We start from the raw sequence: 16,938 nt of genomic DNA, 5'->3' as shown, positions 1-16,938 counted from the left end.
AGGGCGCAAGGGAGCGCGCCATCAAACTAGGTTGCGGGCTGCAACATCCGGCAGCGGAAACACGCCGAAACGGGCCGAGGAGGCGGGACATGCGGACGGTAATCTTTGATCTGGACGGGACCTTGGCGGATACCTCGGGCGATCTGCTGGCCGCGGCCAATGCCTGCTTTCGGCAAATGGGACTGGGGGATGTGCTGACCCATCCACAGGACGCGGGCGTTGCGTTGCGGGGAGGGCGCAACATGCTGAGCGTCGGCTTGCAGCGGGTGGGACAGTTCAACTCCGCGACGGTGGACGAATTCTACCCGGTGCTGCTGGACGCCTACCGAGAGGCCATCTGCCTGCACACCCGGCTGTATCCCGGCGCCATGGAGGCAGTGGAAGCGTTGAAGTCCGCAGGCTTTGGTGTTGGCATATGCACCAACAAGCCGGAGGCGCTGGCGGAGCAGCTGATGAGTGATCTCGGTGTGCGCGACGCCTTTGCCTCGTTGGTGGGGGCGGACACGCTTCCGGTGCGCAAGCCGGACCCGGAGCCGCTGTTCGAGGCGGCGCGGCGTGCCGGTGGTGATCCGGCGCGCACCTTGCTGGTTGGCGACAGTGACACCGATCGAAAGACGTCCGCCGCCGCGGGCGTGGCCTCGGTGCTGGTGACCTTCGGTCCCTCCGGCGATGACATGGCGGCCTTGGAGCCCGAGGCGTTGCTGCACGACTTTTCGGACCTCGTGGATGTGGTGTCGCGGCTGCTGCCCTGACACGGCGAACGCGGCGGCGGTGGTGCGCTTGCCTCTTGACCCTTCGCCTGCTGCGGCCCAGAAACGCGGGATGAGCGAGATTTTTTCCGGGTCATTCACCCAGCAGGAACCTATCCCCGAAGACGCCATCGAGGCGGCGCTGGCGGTTTTGCGTCACGGTCGCTTGCACCGCTACAACGTGGCGGCGGGCGAGGTCGGCGAAGTGGCGCTGCTGGAGCAGGAATTCGCCGCGCAGATGGGGGCCAGATATTGCCTGGCTGTGGCCTCGGGCGGCTATGCGCTGGCAACGGCCCTGCGCGCGGTGGGCGTCGGTCATTCCGACACCGTGCTGACCAATGCCTTCACGCTTGCGCCGGTGCCGGGGGCCATTGCCGCGGTCGGAGCCAGGCCCGTCTTCGTCGACGTCACCGAGAATTTGACCATCGACCTGGAGGATCTTGCGGCCAAGGCGGGGCAGGCGAAGGTGCTGATGCTGTCGCACATGCGTGGCCACCTCTGCGACATGGACCGGCTGATGGAAATCTGTGACGCCGCGGGGATCACTGTGATCGAGGATTGTGCTCACACCATGGGGGCGTCCTGGAACGGGGTGAAGTCTGGTCGTCATGGCGCCATCGGCTGCTATTCCTGCCAGACCTACAAGCACGTGAACGCGGGCGAGGGCGGCCTGCTGATCACGGATGATGAAGAGATCGCCGCCCGCGCCATCATGCTGTCGGGCTCCTACATGCTTTATGGTCGCCACCTGGCGGCGCCGGGGCCAGAGGTGTTTGAGCGGGTGAAATACGAAACCCCCAACATCTCGGGGCGGATGGACAACCTGCGGGCCGCCATCCTGCGGCCGCAGCTGCGCAATCTCGACGCGCAGGTGGCGCGCTGGAACGAACGTTACCGCAAGCTGGAGGATGGCCTGCGTGGCACGCCGGGGCTGACCGTCGTGGAGCGTCCCGCTGCCGAGGTCTACGTCGGCTCGTCCTTTCAGTTCCTGCTGCTGGACTGGGCCGAGGGGGCGGTGCAGGCGGTGCTGGACCGCTGCGCTGCCCGCGGGGTGGAGCTGAAATGGTTCGGCGTGCCGGAGCCGGTTGCCTTCACGTCGCGCTATGACAGCTGGCGCTACACGCAGACGCCGCGCTTGCCGCAAAGCGACCGGATCCTTGCGGGCATCATCGACATGCGGGTGCCGTTGACCTTCAGTCTTGAGGACTGCGCCCAGATTGCCCGCATCATTCGCGCCGAGGTCTCCGCGGTCTATCAGTCCGGCTGATAGAGCGGCACGGTCGAGATGGACACCTTGGCCGACCCATCCGTCAGCTCGGCCGCGTGGGCGACATAGATCAGCGTCTGGTTGGCCTCGTCGTAGAGCCGTTTGACCCGCAGCGATTTCAGGATGATCGACCGCGACTGGCGAAACACGTCTTCGCCGTCCTCGCTGCGGTCGATGTCGCCGAGGGTGATCGGCCCGGTCTGGCGGCAGGCCAGCGATGCGTTGGACGGATCCTCGAACCAGTTGCCCTTGGACAGTCGGTCCAGAAGGCCGCGCTCGAAATAGGCGACGTGGCAGGTGACGCCTTCGACCTTGGGATCGGCGATGGCTTCGATCACGATGTCATTCCCCACCCAGTCCACGCCGATCTTCCCCACCTCCTCGGCCAGAAGGGGCGGGCTGATCAGGCAGGCCGCGGCGGCCAGGGTGGTTCTCAGGTAACTCATGTGACGCTCCTCGGGGTTCGGGTTCTGTCGTGATAGCAGACATACGCGGCTGGCCGCAAAAAGGATCCCCTCTTGCACGGTCTTCCGCCGGGCGATGTCGATCGTTTGGAACCCTTGGGCTTTGGCGACGTTAGTGCTGCACAACGGCGCAATGAGGCGCCGGATACTGACGAGAACATCGAGGAGAACACCATGTTTACGCCGAAGCTCGCCATGACCGCATCTGCCCTGGCCCTGGTTGCAGCGCCCGTCTGGGCAAGCACCCAGGTGCAGGCTGTGACCGACCTGAACCTGCGCACCGGCCCTGGCCCGCAGTATGAGATCGCCAGCGTGATCGACGCAAAAGGCGCCGTTGATCTGCAGGGCTGCCTGGAAAAGTCGAACTGGTGCAAGGTGTCCTATGAGGGGACTGAAGGTTGGGCCTATGGCGAATATCTGACCGGCACCGTCACTGAAAAATTCATCCCGGTGGTTGCCAGTGACAGCCCGGTCACCGTTGGTACCGTGACCTATGATGCCGTCGGCGAGACCGACGAGGAAATGGGCGCGATTGGTGGTGCCATTGCCGGCGGTCTGGTGGCCGGTCCGGCCGGGGTTCTGGCCGGTGCACTGGCCGGTGCCGCCGCGGGTGAGGCGGCCGTCCCGGACGAGCGCGTCGTCACCTATGTGCGCACCCATGAGGTCGAGCCTGTTTACGTACAGGGCGAGGTCGTGACGGGTGTTATCGTGCCGCAGGAGATCCAGCTGGCCGAGATCCCGGACTCTGACTACCGCTACGCCTACATCAACGGCGTGCCGGTGCTGGTGGAGACCGAGAACCGCACCGTGATCCACGTTGTGCGCTGATCGGTATAACAAGTGACAGGAAGCGGGCGGCCTGATGGGCCGCCCGTTTTCTTTTGCACCGCAGTCGCCCCTCCGGCGGGCCAACCCGATTGACGCGAATCGAGCGGTGCTCTATTGAATTGAACAACTGTTCATATAATGGCCGTACCTGCGGGAGGATATGCGGATGTTCAATGCAAGCATGACGTTTGATCTGGGTGAGGACGTGAACGCGCTGCGCGACATGGTGCACCGCTGGGCGCAGGACCGCATCAAGCCGATGGCGCAGGAAATCGACCAGAAGAACGAGTTCCCGGCCGAATTGTGGCGGGAGATGGGCGAGCTGGGCCTCCTCGGCATCACCGTGCCGGAGGAATTCGGCGGCGCGGGCATGTCCTACCTGGCGCATACCGTCGCGGTCGAGGAAATCGCCCGGGCCAGCGCCTCGGTGTCGCTGTCCTACGGTGCGCATTCCAACCTGTGCGTCAATCAGATCAAGCTGAACGGCAACGCCGAGCAGAAGGCGAAATACCTGCCGCGGCTGATCTCCGGCGAACATGTCGGCGCGCTGGCGATGTCCGAGGCGGGTGCCGGTTCCGATGTGGTCTCGATGTCCCTGCGCGCCGAAAAGCGCAATGACCGCTTCGTGCTGAACGGCAACAAGTACTGGATCACCAACGGCCCCGATGCAGACACGCTGGTGGTCTACGCCAAGACCGATCCCGAAGCGGGCTCCAAGGGCATCACCGCCTTCCTCATCGAAAAGGAGATGAAGGGCTTCTCCACCTCCAAGCATTTCGACAAGCTGGGGATGCGCGGTTCCAACACGGCTGAACTGGTGTTCGAGGACGTTGAAGTGCCGTTCGAAAACATCCTCGGCGAAGAGGGCAAGGGCGTGCGCGTGCTGATGTCCGGCCTCGATTACGAGCGCGTGGTGCTCGCGGGGATCGGCACCGGCATCATGGCCGCCTGCATGGACGAGATGATGCCCTACATGAAAGAGCGCAAGCAGTTCGGTCAGCCGATCGGGAACTTCCAGCTGATGCAGGCCAAGATCGCCGACATGTACACCGCGATGAACACCGCCCGTGCCTATGTCTACGAAGTTGCCAAGGCCTGCGACAAGGGCACCGTCACCCGGCAGGATGCCGCGGCGTGCTGCCTGTATTCCTCCGAGGTTGCCATGACCCAGGCGCATCAGGCGGTGCAGGCCTTTGGCGGCGCAGGCTATCTGAGCGACAACCCCGTCGGTCGCATCTTCCGCGATGCCAAGCTGATGGAGATTGGTGCCGGCACCTCGGAAATCCGCCGCATGCTGATCGGTCGCGAGCTGATGGGGACGATGTGACAGGCAGAGGCGTGACAGGCAAAAGCGCGCTGGCCTGAAGGCGAGGGGCGGGGAGGCCCGGCAGCCGATTGTCGGCCGCCGGACCCTCGCACGCAGACAAGGCACGCAGCTAAGGGGGGATTAGAAACGGTGCACGTAGGCGAGGTTCACCACGACCGGATCGATTTCCGCGGTGCCGATGGCGGCCCCGTTAAGCGTTGCGTCCGTGTCAATGTCCATCCAGCGGACGTTGAACCGCAGCGCGCCGCGCTCCGTGATCTGGTAGTCGGCGCCGGCGTTCACCGCGATCCCGAAGCTGTCGTCCAGCTTCAGATTGCCGAGCGCTGTCTCCTCCTCGAAGAAGGTGGTGTAGTTGAGACCAAGCCCGAGGAACGGCTTCACTTTGCCCGCGGTCGGGAAGTGGTAGTTCACCGACAGGGTCGGCGGCAGCTGCCGCGCCGAGGCGGCAAAGGCGCCGTTCAGTTTGACGTCATGCTCGAACGGGCTGGCCGCGAGCAACTCGATCCCCCAGTTGTCGCGAAAGAAGTATTCCACGGTCAGAGACAGCGCCGTACCGTCATCGATGTCCACTGCCGCGCCCGCCAGCGTTCCGTTGCCAGACTTGGGGTTCACATTGGCAATACCGACGCCAACGGTCCAATCCCCCTGTTGTTGCGCCAGACCCGGCGCGGCCATGGCGGTCAGGGCAGAGGTCAAGGCCAAAGCGGAAACCAGTTGTTTCATGGGGTGTGTCCCTTTTCTTTCAGTTGTCGCCCCGTGTTAGGCGCCCCGTCGCCGCGCGGCTCTGATCTGGATCAAAAGGCTGGCCGTTTGAACGTTGAAAAATTTGAGAAATATCGCATGGCTGCCATGCGTTTCAGGAATGCATCATGATGAATGACCGACCGCATGTTCCGGGACTGACAAGGGATGGCGACTGGGATCTGCCGCCAGGGCTGAACATGGCGGCGCAATGCCTGTCGCACCCTGCGGAGGCGCTGGCGCTGATCGACATGACCGGCGGTGAACGGCGCGATATCTCCCATGGCGCGCTCGCCCTGATGGTCGATGGGATCGCGCGTTACCTGCTGACCCGTATTCAACCCGGCGACCGGGTGGGCGTATTGCTCAGCCAGTCGCCCTGGTGCGCCGCTGCCCATCTGGCGATCTGGAAGATCGGCGGAATCTCGGTGCCGCTGTTCAAGCTGTTCAAGCGCGACGCGCTGGCATCGCGGGTGGGCGACGCAGGCGCGCGCCTCGTGCTGACAGATGGCGAGGGGGCTGAGTTGCTGGGCAACCTGGCAGAGCCCGTGATGGCGGCCGAAGTCGGCCTGGACGGTGCGCCGGTGCCCTTTGCCGACACCACACCCGAGACCCCGGCGATGTTGATCTACACGTCCGGCACCACCGGCAGCCCCAAGGGCGCGCTGCATGGCCACCGGATGCTGACCGGACACCTGCCGGGCGTTGCCATCAGCCATGACCACCTGGGGCAGCCGGGTGATGTGCTGTGGACTCCGGCGGACTGGGCCTGGATCGGTGGCTTGTTCGATGTCCTGATGCCGGGTCTCGCGCTGGGCGTGCCGGTGGTTGCCGCGCGGTTGGACAAGTTTACCCCGGAGGCCTGCGCGGAGCTGATCGAACGGGCAGGGGTGCGCAATATCTTTTTCCCACCCACCGCGCTCCGCATGCTGAAGGCGGCGGGGCGGGGGCTCAGCGGTTTGCGCTCGGTTGCCTCCGGCGGAGAGCCTCTGGGCGCGGAGATGCTCGCCTGGGGGCGGCGGCAGCTGGGCGTGACCATCAACGAATTCTACGGCCAGACCGAATGCAACATGACGGTGTCCTCCTGCGGCGCCGACTTCCCGGTGCGCCCCGGCTGCATCGGCAAGCCGGTGCCGGGCCACGTGGTCGAGGTGATCGACGAAGCGGGCCAGCCGACGACAGAAGAAGGCGACGTGGCGGTGCGGCGCGGTTCGGCCTCGATGATGATCGAATACTGGAACCGCCCCGAGGAGACCGCCGCCAAGTTTCGCGGCGACTGGCTGGTCACCGGCGACCGCGGCATCTGGGAGGACGGCTACCTGCGCTTTGTCGGTCGCGAGGATGACGTGATCACCTCGGGCGGCTACCGCATCGGCCCGGCCGAGATCGAGGACTGCCTGCTGACCCATCCCGCGGTGGCGACAGTGGGCGTGGTCGGCAAGCCCGACCCGCTTAGAACCGAGATCGTCAAGGCCTACGTGGTGCTGAAGGACGGTGCCACCGCCTCGGAGCAAGACCTGCAGGATTACGTCAAGGACCGCCTCGCGCATTATTCCTACCCGCGGGAGGTCGAATTCCTTGATACGCTGCCGATGACCGTGACCGGTAAGGTGATCCGCAAGGAACTGAAGGCGCGGGCGGCGGCGGAATGAAACCGGCTGTCGTACACCCGGCGTTCGCTGCGCCAACCGGAACGAAAGATCTCAACCCTATGACGGGAGAGTGGACATGAAACTCACATCCAAGGCGATGCCCTCCTCGGAAGGCTTCAAGCAGAACCGCGAGGCGCATCTGGACGCGCTTGCGCAGATCAGCGAGGCGGCCGAGGCCGCGCGCATGGGCGGCGGCGAGAAATCCCGCGCCCGCCACGAAAGCCGCGGCAAGATGCTGCCGCGCCGCCGGGTGGCGAACCTGCTGGACCCGGGCTCGCCCTTTCTTGAGATCGGCGCCACCGCGGCGCATGGCATGTACGATGGCGCTGCCCCCTGCGCGGGCGTGATCGCGGGCATCGGCCGGGTGCACGGGCAGGAGGTCATGGTGGTCTGCAACGACGCCACCGTGAAAGGCGGCACCTACTTCCCGATGACGGTCAAGAAACACCTGCGCGCGCAGGAGATCGCCGAGGAAAACCGCCTGCCCTGCATCTATCTGGTGGACTCCGGCGGCGCCAACCTGCCGCAGCAGGACGAGGTCTTCCCCGACCGCGACCACTTCGGCCGCATCTTCTACAATCAAGCCCGGATGTCGGCCAAGGGCATCCCGCAGATCGCGGTGGTGATGGGCAGCTGCACCGCAGGCGGCGCCTATGTGCCTGCGATGTCGGACGTCACCATCATCGTGAAGGAACAGGGAACCATCTTCCTCGCAGGTCCGCCGCTGGTGAAGGCCGCAACGGGCGAGGTCGTCAGCGCCGAGGATCTGGGCGGCGGCGATGTGCACACGCGCCTCTCAGGCGTCGCCGACTACCTGGCCGAGGATGATGCCCACGCGCTGGCGCTCGCCCGGCGCGCGGTGCAATCGCTCAACATCACCAAGCCGCTCACCGTGAACTGGGCCAGCCCCGAGGAACCCGCCTACGACCCCGAGGAAATCCTCGGCGTGGTGCCCGCGGACCTGCGCACGCCCTATGACATCCGCGAGGTGATCGCGCGTCTGGTCGACGGCTCCCGCTTTGACGAGTTCAAGCCCCGCTTCGGCGAAACCCTGGTGACCGGCTTTGCCCACCTCAAGGGCTGCCCGATCGGCATCATCGCGAACAACGGCGTTCTGTTCTCGGAAGCCGCCCAGAAAGGCGCGCATTTCGTCGAGCTGTGCAGCCAGCGCAAGATCCCACTGGTGTTCCTGCAGAACATCACCGGCTTCATGGTGGGGCGGAAGTACGAAAACGAGGGCATCGCCCGCCACGGCGCCAAGATGGTGACCGCGGTGGCCACCACCAACGTGCCCAAGATCACCATGCTGGTCGGCGGCTCCTTCGGCGCGGGCAACTACGGCATGTCGGGCCGCGCTTACCAGCCGCGGTTCCTCTGGACCTGGCCGAACTCCCGCATCTCGGTGATGGGCGGCGAGCAGGCGGCCGGCGTGCTGGCAACCGTCAAGCGCGATGCCATCGAGCGCCAGGGCGGCAGCTGGAGCGCCGAGGAGGAAGCCGAGTTCAAGCGTCCCACCATCGAGATGTTCGAAAAGCAGAGCCATCCGCTCTACGCCTCGGCGCGTCTCTGGGACGACGGTATCATCGATCCGCGCAAATCCCGCGAGGTGCTGGCGCTCTCGCTCAGCGCGGCGCTCAATGCACCGATCGAAGACACCAGGTTCGGCGTCTTCCGGATGTAAGGCGCCCGGCTTTCATCTTTCGAGAAATACTCCGGGGGTCCGGGGGCAGCGCCCCCGGTCCAGAGCTCCAGACAAAGGACCAACCCCATGTTTGACAAAATCCTGATTGCCAATCGCGGAGAGATTGCCTGCCGCGTGATGGAAACCGCCCGTGCCATGGGGGTGCGGACCGTGGCTGTCTACTCTGACGCGGATGCCGCGTCCAAGCATGTCTCGCTGGCGGATGAAGCGGTGCACATCGGCGGCCCGGCCCCGGCGGACAGCTATCTGAAGGGGGACGTGATCATCCGGGTGGCGCAGGAGACCGGCGCCCAGGCGATTCACCCTGGATATGGTTTCCTGTCGGAAAACCCCGATTTCGTCGAGGCCGTGGAGGCCGCGGGCCTCACCTTTATCGGGCCATCGGCGGATGCGATCCGCAAGATGGGTCTCAAGGATGCGGCCAAGGCGCTGATGGAAGAGGCCGGCGTGCCGGTGGTGCCAGGGTATCACGGCGCCAATCAGGATCCGGAGTTCCTCGCCGAGCAGGCCGAACAGATCGGCTACCCTGTGCTGATCAAGGCCGTGGCCGGCGGCGGCGGCAAGGGGATGCGGCTGGTCGAGAAGGCGCAGGACTTTGCCGATGCGCTCAAAAGCGCGCAAGGCGAGGCAACCACGGCCTTCGGCAACCCGGATGTGCTGATCGAGAAATACATCCAGCAGCCCCGCCACATCGAGGTTCAGGTTTTTGGCGATGGGACCCACGCGCTGCACCTGTTCGAGCGTGACTGCTCGTTGCAACGCCGCCACCAGAAGGTGATCGAGGAAGCCCCGGCGCCCGGCATGACCGCCGAGATGCGCGCGGCGATGGGGGAGGCCGGCGTGCGCGCGGCCGAGGCCATCGGCTACAAGGGGGCGGGCACGGTGGAGTTCATCGTTGACGGCTCGGAAGGGCTGCGCCCCGATGGCTTCTGGTTCATGGAAATGAACACCCGCCTGCAGGTGGAACACCCGGTGACCGAGCTGATCACCGGCGTCGACCTGGTGGAATGGCAGCTGCGTGTCGCCTCGGGCGAAAGCCTGCCCGCGCGGCAGGAGGACCTTAAGATCACCGGCCATGCGTTCGAGGCGCGGCTATATGCCGAGGACGTGCCCGCAGGCTTCCTGCCCGCAACTGGCACGCTGACCCATCTGTCGTTTCCGGCCGAGTGCCGGGCGGACAGTGGCGTGCGGGCCGGGGATACCATCAGCCCCTGGTATGATCCGATGATTTCCAAGGTGATCGTGCACGGCTCCACCCGCAAGGTGGCGTTGTCGCGGCTGGCGCGCGCGCTGGAGGACACCCAGGTCGGTGGCACCGTAACCAACCTTGCCTTCCTTGGCGCGCTGGCCAGTCATGAGGGGTTCGCGGCGGGCGAGGTGGACACCGGCTTGATCGCCCGCGATCTGGAGGCCTTGACCACGGCGCCCGAGGTCGAGCTGCGTCACAAGGCGGCGGCCGGGATGGTGGCGTTGGACCTGGTGGACGCCGCGGCGGAGACGGGGTTCACGCTCTGGGCGCCGTTGCATCGGGCGGTGACATTGTCCCATGCGGGCGAAAGCTTTACCGCTGATGTGCAGGTCGACGGGCCGGATCGCCAGCTGTGGACGGTGGAGGGTGAAACGGTCGTGGCCGAACGCTCCCAGGGCCAGTGGCGCATCGGGGGGCAGCGCATGCCAGCGGTGTCGCGGTCGGCTGGCTTGATCACCGTGCATGACGCCTATGGCCTCGAGTTCACCGTCATTGACCCGCTTGATCGCGATGCGGCCGCCGGGGGGGATCTGAACGTGATCGAAGCCCCGATGCCGGGCCTGGTGAAGGCGGTGTTCGCCGAATCCGGGCACCCGGTGAAGGAGGGGGATCGCCTGGCGGTGCTGGAGGCGATGAAGATGGAGCATTCCCTGCTGGCCCCGCGCGACGGCGTCGTGGCGGAGGTGCTTGCCGGGGCGGGCGACCAGGTCGAGGCCGGCGCTGCGCTGGTGCGGCTGCAAGACGAGAGCGATTGATCCCGGTCCGGGGCGGCACGCCTGTCGCCCCGTTGCGGTTTTGAGTATTTTTGGAAAGATGAAGGGGAGGGGCGTTCCATGGCAGAGCACGTCGAGATTTTCGAGGTCGGTCCGCGCGATGGGTTGCAGAACGAGAAGCGCGAAATCCCGGTAACGGAGAAAGTTGCGCTGACGGATTGCCTGAGCCGCGCGGGCTTTCGCCGGATCGAGGTGGCCAGTTTCGTCTCGCCCAAATGGGTGCCGCAGATGGCAGGCAGCGCGGAGGTGCTGGCGGGCATCACCCGCGCCCCCGGCGTGCGCTACGCGGCGCTGACGCCGAACATGCGCGGCTACGAGGATGCGGTGGCGGCGAAGGCCGACGAGATCGCGGTTTTCGCCTCGGCCTCCGAAGGGTTCTCCAAGGCCAATATCAATGCCAGCATCGAGGAGAGTATCGCCCGCTTCCTGCCGATCCTCGAGGCGGCGAAACAGACCGGGTTGCCGGTGCGGGGCTATGTCTCCTGCGTGACCGACTGCCCCTACGACGGCGCGGTGCAGCCCGGCCAGGTGGCCAAGGTGGCGGCGCGGCTGTTTGAGCTCGGCTGCTACGAGGTCTCGCTCGGTGATACCATTGGCCAGGGCACGCCCGAAAGCATCACCGCGATGCTGCAGGCGGTCACGGCAGAGGTGCCGGCAGGTAAACTGGCGGGTCACTACCATGACACTGCGGGCCGCGCGCTGGACAATATCGAAGCCTCGCTGGCGCAGGGCGTGCGGGTGTTCGATGCGGCGGTGGGCGGTCTGGGCGGCTGTCCCTATGCGCCGGGGGCTGCGGGCAATGTCGCGACCGAGGCGGTGCATGCGCGGCTGCTGGCGCTGGGTTATGAGACCGGGCTGGACGCTGATGTTCTGGCTGAGGCCGCGGAGCTGGCCCGCGCGATGCGCAACCCCAAGTGAAACGAAACAGGAGAAGCGGCATGTTCGAGACAATTACCCTGGAAACAGATGTGCGCGGCGTCTGCACCCTGACCCTGAACCGCCCGGACAAGCACAACGCCATGTCCGGTCAGATGCTGCAGGAGCTGACCCTGGCGGCAGGCCGCCTGGCGGCGGATGACACGGTGCGGGTGGTGGTGCTGACCGGCGCGGGCAAGAGCTTTTGCGCAGGGGGGGATCTGAACTGGATGCGCGCCCAGATGGATGCCGATGCCGAAACCCGCGGCCGCGAGGCGCGCGTGCTCGCCGAGATGCTGATGGCGCTCAACACGCTGCCCAAACCGGTGATCGGCGCGATTCAGGGCAATGCCTTTGGTGGCGGCGTCGGCATGGCCTCGGTCTGCGATGTGGCGATCGGCGCGGACCACCTGAGGATGGGGTTGACCGAAACCAAGCTGGGCTTGATCCCGGCCACCATCGGCCCCTATGTGATTGCCCGCATGGGCGAGGCGCGCGCACGTCGGGTGTTCATGTCGGCACGGCTGTTTGACGCCGCGGAGGCCGTCGAACTGGGTCTGCTGGCCAGGGCGGTGCCTGCGGACCAGCTGGCCGAGGCGGTCGAGGCCGAGGTCGCACCCTATCTCAACTGCGCGCCGGGGGCTGTTGCTGCGGCCAAGAAGCTGGCCCGGGACCTTGGCCCTCGCCTGGACGATGCCGTGATCGATCACACCATCGCGGCGCTGGTCGAGCGCTGGGAAGGCGCGGAAGCGCAGGAGGGGATCAGCGCCTTTTTCGACAAACGCAAGCCTGGCTGGCAGGCCTGAAAACAGGCATCTGACATATCTGTTCAGTACTCGGTGGCAGCCCACGGCTGTCACCGATTTCCTATTAAAATGATAGGGTATCAGAAACTTGGCGCTGGGGTGCTTTTTCCTGTCACAAACCCTGCATGATTAACCTCGCCTTAGTTGACGCTGTGGGGGTGGGGGAGTATGCACGATCCAAATCAACACGCCAATTGACGTCGCGCGGGAAACCGCCGGGGAAAGGAGCTGCTCTTGGAAGAGATGTTGAGGGAATACCTGCCGATCCTGGTCTTCCTGGGCGTTGCGGCAGGTTTGGGGATTGTCCTTATCCTGGCAGCCGTGGTGCTGGCGGTCCGAAATCCGGACCCGGAAAAGGTCAGCGCCTATGAATGCGGTTTCAACGCTTTTGACGATGCCCGAATGAAATTCGATGTCCGGTTCTACCTGGTGTCGATTCTCTTCATCATTTTCGACCTGGAGATTGCCTTTCTCTTTCCCTGGGCCGTCGGTTTCAAGGACATCAGCGACCTTGGCTTCTGGTCGATGATGGTGTTCCTGGGCGTGCTGACCATCGGCTTCGCCTATGAGTGGAAGAAGGGAGCGCTGGAATGGCAGTGATGACCGGGACAAACACCGCAGGCGTGGACAAGGAAGTTGTCACCCAGGCGCTGAATGCGGAGCTGCAGGACAAGGGGTTCCTGCTGACCTCTGCCGAAGACATCATCAACTGGGCACGCACCGGTTCCCTGCACTGGATGACCTTTGGTCTTGCCTGCTGCGCGGTGGAGATGATGCACACCTCGATGCCGCGCTATGATGCCGAACGATTTGGCATCGCGCCGCGCGCCTCGCCGCGCCAGTCGGACGTGATGATCGTCGCGGGCACCCTGACCAACAAGATGGCCCCGGCGCTGCGCAAGGTCTACGACCAGATGCCCGAGCCGCGCTACGTGATCTCGATGGGGTCCTGCGCCAACGGTGGCGGGTACTACCACTACAGCTATTCGGTGGTGCGCGGTTGTGACCGTATCGTCCCGGTCGATGTCTACGTTCCGGGCTGCCCGCCGACCGCTGAGGCGCTGCTGTACGGGCTGATGCAGCTGCAACGCAAGATCCGCCGCACCGGCACATTGGTCCGCTGAGGCAGGGAGGCAAGCAAATGACGCAAGCGCTGCAAGAGCTGGGTGCCCAGATCGAAGCCAAACGCCCCGACTGCGTGGTGTCCTGGGATATCTCCTTTGACGAATTGAACATCGACGTGGCCCCCGCCAACATCGCCGGGCTGGTCGAGTTCCTGAAGAACGATCCGAACTGCAAATTCTCGACGCTGGTCGACATCACGGCGGTCGACTACCCCGACCGGCCCAAGCGGTTCGACGTGGTCTACCACTTCCTGTCGATGTACCGGAACCAGCGCATCCGCCTGCGTGCCGCCGTGCGCGAGGACGAGATGCTGCCGTCGATCACCGATGTGCACCCCTCGGCCAACTGGTTCGAGCGTGAAGTCTACGACATGTTCGGCATCCTGTTCACGGGCCACCCGGACCTGCGCCGGATCCTGACCGACTACGGGTTCCGCGGCTACCCGCTGCGCAAGGACTTCCCGACCACCGGCTATACCGAGGTCCGCTATGATGACGCGCAGAAGCGCGTGGTCTACGAGCCGGTCAAGCTGGTGCAGGAATACCGCCAGTTCGATTTCATGAGCCCTTGGGAAGGTGCCGAATACATCCTGCCCGGTGACGAGAAGGAGGGCGCGAAATGATGGATGGGACCAACCTCGAGGCCAAGTTCGACGATGGCAGCGTGGATGCGCTGAGCGGCGAGCAGAAGATCCGCAACTTCAACATCAACTTCGGCCCGCAGCACCCGGCGGCGCACGGCGTGCTGCGTCTGGTGCTAGAACTCGACGGCGAGATCGTCGAGCGCTGCGACCCGCACATCGGCCTCCTGCACCGCGGCACCGAAAAGCTGATGGAGAGCCGCACCTACCTGCAGAACCTGCCGTATTTCGACCGGCTCGACTACGTGGCGCCGATGAACCAGGAACACGCCTGGTGTCTCGCCATCGAAAAGCTCACCGGTGTCGAGGTGCCGCGCCGTGCCTCGCTGATCCGGGTGCTGTACTCCGAAATCGGCCGTATCCTGAACCATCTGCTGAACGTGACCACCCAGGCCATGGACGTCGGCGCGCTGACGCCGCCGCTTTGGGGCTTTGAAGAGCGCGAAAAGCTGATGATCTTCTACGAGCGGGCCTGCGGTGCGCGCCTGCACGCGGCCTATTTCCGGCCCGGTGGCGTCCACCAGGATCTGCCGGATGAGCTGATCGATGACATCGAGGAATGGGCGATCGAATTCCCCCGCGTGCTCGACGACATCGATGGCCTGCTGACCGAGAACCGGATCTTCAAGCAGCGCAACTGCGACATCGGCGTGGTCACCGAAGAGGACATTCAGCAATATGGCTTCTCGGGTGTCATGGTGCGTGGCTCGGGCCTTGCCTGGGATCTGCGCCGTGCGCAACCCTATGAATGTTATGATGAATTCGACTTCCAAATCCCGGTTGGCAAGAACGGCGACTGCTACGACCGTTACCTGTGCCGGATGGAGGAGATGCGCCAGTCGCTGTCGATCATCCGGCAGGCGATCCACAAGCTGCGCGAAGCCACTGGCGACGTGCTGGCGCGTGGCAAGCTGACGCCGCCCAAACGCGGCGACATGAAAACGTCGATGGAGAGCCTGATCCACCATTTCAAGCTCTACACCGAAGGCTTCCATGTGCCGGCGGGCGAGGTCTATGCCGCGGTCGAGGCGCCCAAGGGCGAGTTCGGCGTCTACCTGGTGGCGGACGGGGCCAACAAGCCGTACCGCGCCAAGCTGCGCGCGCCGGGCTTCCTGCATCTGCAGGCGATGGACCACGTGGCCAAGGGTCACCAGCTGGCCGACGTCGCCGCCATCATCGGCACCATGGACGTCGTATTTGGAGAGATTGACCGCTAATGCTTCGCCGTCTGCATCCCGAACAACCCGAAAGTTTTGCCTTCACCCCGGCCAACCAGGCCTGGGCCGAGGCGCAGATCACCAAATACCCCGAGGGGCGTCAGGCTTCTGCGGTCATTCCGCTGCTGTGGCGCGCGCAGGAACAGGAAGGCTGGGTCAGCAAGCCGGCAATCGAATATGTCGCCGACATGCTGGGCATGGCGTATATCCGGGTGCTGGAGGTTGCGTCCTTCTACTTCATGTTCCAGCTGCAGCCCACGGGGTCGGTCGCGCATGTGCAGATCTGCGGCACCACCTCCTGCATGATCTGCGGCGCCGAGGATCTGATCGCTGTCTGCCGCGAGAAGATCGCCGCCAAGCCGCACACCCTGTCGGCGGATGGCAAGTTCTCCTGGGAAGAGGTCGAATGCCTTGGTGCCTGCACCAATGCGCCGATGGCGCAGATCGGCAAGGACTACTACGAAGACCTGACCACCGAAAGCTTCACCCGTCTGCTGGACGATCTGGCGGCTGGCAAGACCGTCACGCCGGGGCCGCAGAATGGCCGCTACGCGGCAGAGCCGAAAACCGGCCTGACGTCGCTTGGCGACTATGAGAGCGGCAAGACGCAGTACAACGCGTCGGTGCAGCTGGCGATGGACATCAAGGATGGCGTCAAGCGCATCCAGGGTGACGAGGTGCCGCTGCTGACCCCCTGGATCGGCAAGGATGGCAAGGTAGCCGGGCGCGCAGCCGGGGGGCAGCCGCCGAAGGCGCCCGAAGCCGTGCTGCCGGCCGTGAAACAGGCGGCCAAGGACGCCCCCGAGAAGAAGGCAAAGGTTGCCAAATCCGCCGCGGCCGAGCCGTCTTCGCCGGAAGGTGCCGCCGCCAAGGTGACGGAAGATTCCACGGCCCAGCCCGCGGTAGAGGAAAAGGCGCCGGAGACCCTGAAAGAGGCCCGCGGTGGCCTGCCGGATGATCTGAAACTGCTGAAGGGCGTCGGCCCGAAGCTGGAGCAGACCCTGAACGAGCTTGGGTTTTTCCACTTCGACCAGATCGCCGAATGGACAGACGCCGAGGTCGCCTGGGTCGACGCGCGGCTCAAATTCAAGGGCCGGATCAAGCGGGACGGCTGGATCGAACAGGCCAAGCGCCTGGCCGTGGGCGATGAGACGTCATTCGCCAAACGCGCCAAGGACGAAGGCATCTACAAAGACGACGACAAGTAACAGGGGCGGCTCCGTCAGGGGCCGCGCCCGGGTGATAGGGAACAGATGAGCAAGGACCAGGACCACGCCATCGCGGCCAAGGGTCGGCATATCGCGCTTGTGATTGCCGGGACCATTTCGCTGTGGGTTGTGTTGTCGCTGTTCATCGGCCCCATGCTGGGACTGCCGGGGCGCTATGCCCTGCTGTTCGACTTCGCCGCGCTGGCAGGCATGATCTATGCGCTGGTCAACATATTTCAACTCTGGCGGATGCGCCGGGACAACCAAAGGTAGGC

The 16,938-nt window shown here is 64.8% G+C and carries 17 protein-coding genes; 15 read left to right on the top strand and 2 right to left on the bottom strand.

The features are described 5' to 3' along the window. The first annotated feature begins 89 nt into the window (after nt 1–89). Nucleotides 90–752, top strand: coding sequence for an HAD-IA family hydrolase (locus AB9K35_RS12725; RefSeq protein ID WP_369926561.1), 663 nt, complete (start codon nt 90–92; stop codon nt 750–752). 70 nt (nt 753–822) lie between these two features. Continuing rightward, entirely contained in the window at nt 823–2,016 is a 1,194-nt protein-coding gene (locus AB9K35_RS12720) for a DegT/DnrJ/EryC1/StrS family aminotransferase (protein WP_369926559.1), read from the top strand. On the opposite strand, the gene AB9K35_RS12715 is transcribed toward AB9K35_RS12720, so the two are convergent. After that, nucleotides 2,004–2,462 carry a CreA family protein gene (locus AB9K35_RS12715; protein WP_222453601.1) on the bottom strand — a complete coding sequence of 153 codons (459 nt, stop codon included), beginning with the start codon at nt 2,460–2,462 and terminating at the stop codon, nt 2,004–2,006. The genes AB9K35_RS12720 and AB9K35_RS12715 overlap by 13 nt on opposite strands. A 72-nt stretch (nt 2,463–2,534) precedes the next feature. Here AB9K35_RS12715 and AB9K35_RS12710 point away from each other — a divergent pair, with 72 nt between their 5' ends. Together AB9K35_RS12710 and AB9K35_RS12705 are read left to right on the top strand one after the other, a co-directional pair. Then, nucleotides 2,535–3,308, top strand: coding sequence for a DUF1236 domain-containing protein (locus AB9K35_RS12710; RefSeq protein WP_369926557.1), 774 nt, complete (start codon nt 2,535–2,537; stop codon nt 3,306–3,308). Nucleotides 3,309–3,474: 166 nt separating this feature from the next. Continuing rightward, a complete protein-coding gene (locus tag AB9K35_RS12705; protein WP_369926555.1) occupies nt 3,475–4,635 on the top strand; it encodes an isovaleryl-CoA dehydrogenase in 1,161 nt (386 codons plus the stop codon). A gap of 120 nt (nt 4,636–4,755) precedes the next feature. Here AB9K35_RS12705 and AB9K35_RS12700 read toward each other — a convergent pair whose 3' ends face one another. Next, the gene (locus tag AB9K35_RS12700; RefSeq protein WP_369926553.1) at nt 4,756–5,358 is read right to left on the bottom strand and encodes an OmpW family protein; all 603 of its coding nucleotides are present in this window, start codon (nt 5,356–5,358) and stop codon (nt 4,756–4,758) included. Between the two features lie 149 nt (nt 5,359–5,507). Here AB9K35_RS12700 and AB9K35_RS12695 point away from each other — a divergent pair, with 149 nt between their 5' ends. The 11 genes from AB9K35_RS12695 to AB9K35_RS12645 all read left to right on the top strand — a co-directional run bounded on the left by AB9K35_RS12695 (nt 5,508) and on the right by AB9K35_RS12645 (nt 16,936). Continuing rightward, nucleotides 5,508–7,028, top strand: coding sequence for an AMP-binding protein (locus AB9K35_RS12695; RefSeq protein WP_369926591.1), 1,521 nt, complete (start codon nt 5,508–5,510; stop codon nt 7,026–7,028). Between the two features lie 76 nt (nt 7,029–7,104). Beyond that, a complete protein-coding gene (locus AB9K35_RS12690) occupies nt 7,105–8,709 on the top strand; it encodes a carboxyl transferase domain-containing protein (protein ID WP_369926551.1) in 1,605 nt (534 codons plus the stop codon). Nucleotides 8,710–8,796: 87 nt separating this feature from the next. Next, nucleotides 8,797–10,734 (top strand): biotin carboxylase N-terminal domain-containing protein, encoded by a 1,938-nt coding sequence (locus AB9K35_RS12685; protein ID WP_369926549.1) that lies wholly within the window; start codon nt 8,797–8,799, stop codon nt 10,732–10,734. A 78-nt stretch (nt 10,735–10,812) separates the two neighbouring features. Beyond that, the gene (locus tag AB9K35_RS12680) at nt 10,813–11,670 is read left to right on the top strand and encodes a hydroxymethylglutaryl-CoA lyase (RefSeq protein WP_369926547.1); all 858 of its coding nucleotides are present in this window, start codon (nt 10,813–10,815) and stop codon (nt 11,668–11,670) included. 20 nt (nt 11,671–11,690) lie between these two features. Beyond that, on the top strand, nt 11,691–12,473 hold the full coding sequence (locus tag AB9K35_RS12675) for a crotonase/enoyl-CoA hydratase family protein (RefSeq protein ID WP_369926545.1): 783 nt from the start codon (nt 11,691–11,693) through the stop codon (nt 12,471–12,473). A 234-nt stretch (nt 12,474–12,707) separates the two neighbouring features. Then, nucleotides 12,708–13,073, top strand: a complete 366-nt coding sequence (locus AB9K35_RS12670; RefSeq protein ID WP_222453592.1) for an NADH-quinone oxidoreductase subunit A — start codon at nt 12,708–12,710, stop codon at nt 13,071–13,073. Then, nucleotides 13,064–13,597, top strand: coding sequence for an NADH-quinone oxidoreductase subunit B family protein (locus tag AB9K35_RS12665; protein WP_369926542.1), 534 nt, complete (start codon nt 13,064–13,066; stop codon nt 13,595–13,597). Before AB9K35_RS12670 ends, AB9K35_RS12665 begins: the two co-directional genes overlap by 10 nt. Before the next feature lie 17 nt (nt 13,598–13,614). Continuing rightward, entirely contained in the window at nt 13,615–14,220 is a 606-nt protein-coding gene (locus AB9K35_RS12660; RefSeq protein ID WP_222453591.1) for an NADH-quinone oxidoreductase subunit C, read from the top strand. Then, nucleotides 14,217–15,455, top strand: a complete 1,239-nt coding sequence (locus AB9K35_RS12655; RefSeq protein WP_369926540.1) for an NADH-quinone oxidoreductase subunit D — start codon at nt 14,217–14,219, stop codon at nt 15,453–15,455. Before AB9K35_RS12660 ends, AB9K35_RS12655 begins: the two co-directional genes overlap by 4 nt. Beyond that, entirely contained in the window at nt 15,455–16,663 is a 1,209-nt protein-coding gene (locus tag AB9K35_RS12650) for an NADH-quinone oxidoreductase subunit E (RefSeq protein ID WP_369926538.1), read from the top strand. Before AB9K35_RS12655 ends, AB9K35_RS12650 begins: the two co-directional genes overlap by 1 nt. Before the next feature lie 45 nt (nt 16,664–16,708). Further along, complete coding sequence (locus tag AB9K35_RS12645; protein WP_222453588.1) at nt 16,709–16,936, top strand: DUF5337 domain-containing protein; 228 nt, start codon at nt 16,709–16,711, stop codon at nt 16,934–16,936. The last annotated feature ends 2 nt before the right edge of the window (nt 16,937–16,938 follow it).

Origin of the sequence: Leisingera sp. XS_AS12 (genome assembly GCF_041224635.1) — a bacterium.
In the GTDB taxonomy this organism is placed as follows: Bacteria; Pseudomonadota; Alphaproteobacteria; order Rhodobacterales; family Rhodobacteraceae; genus Leisingera.
Note: the sequence above shows the minus strand (reverse complement) of the source record. Positions and strands in the feature narration are given on the sequence as shown.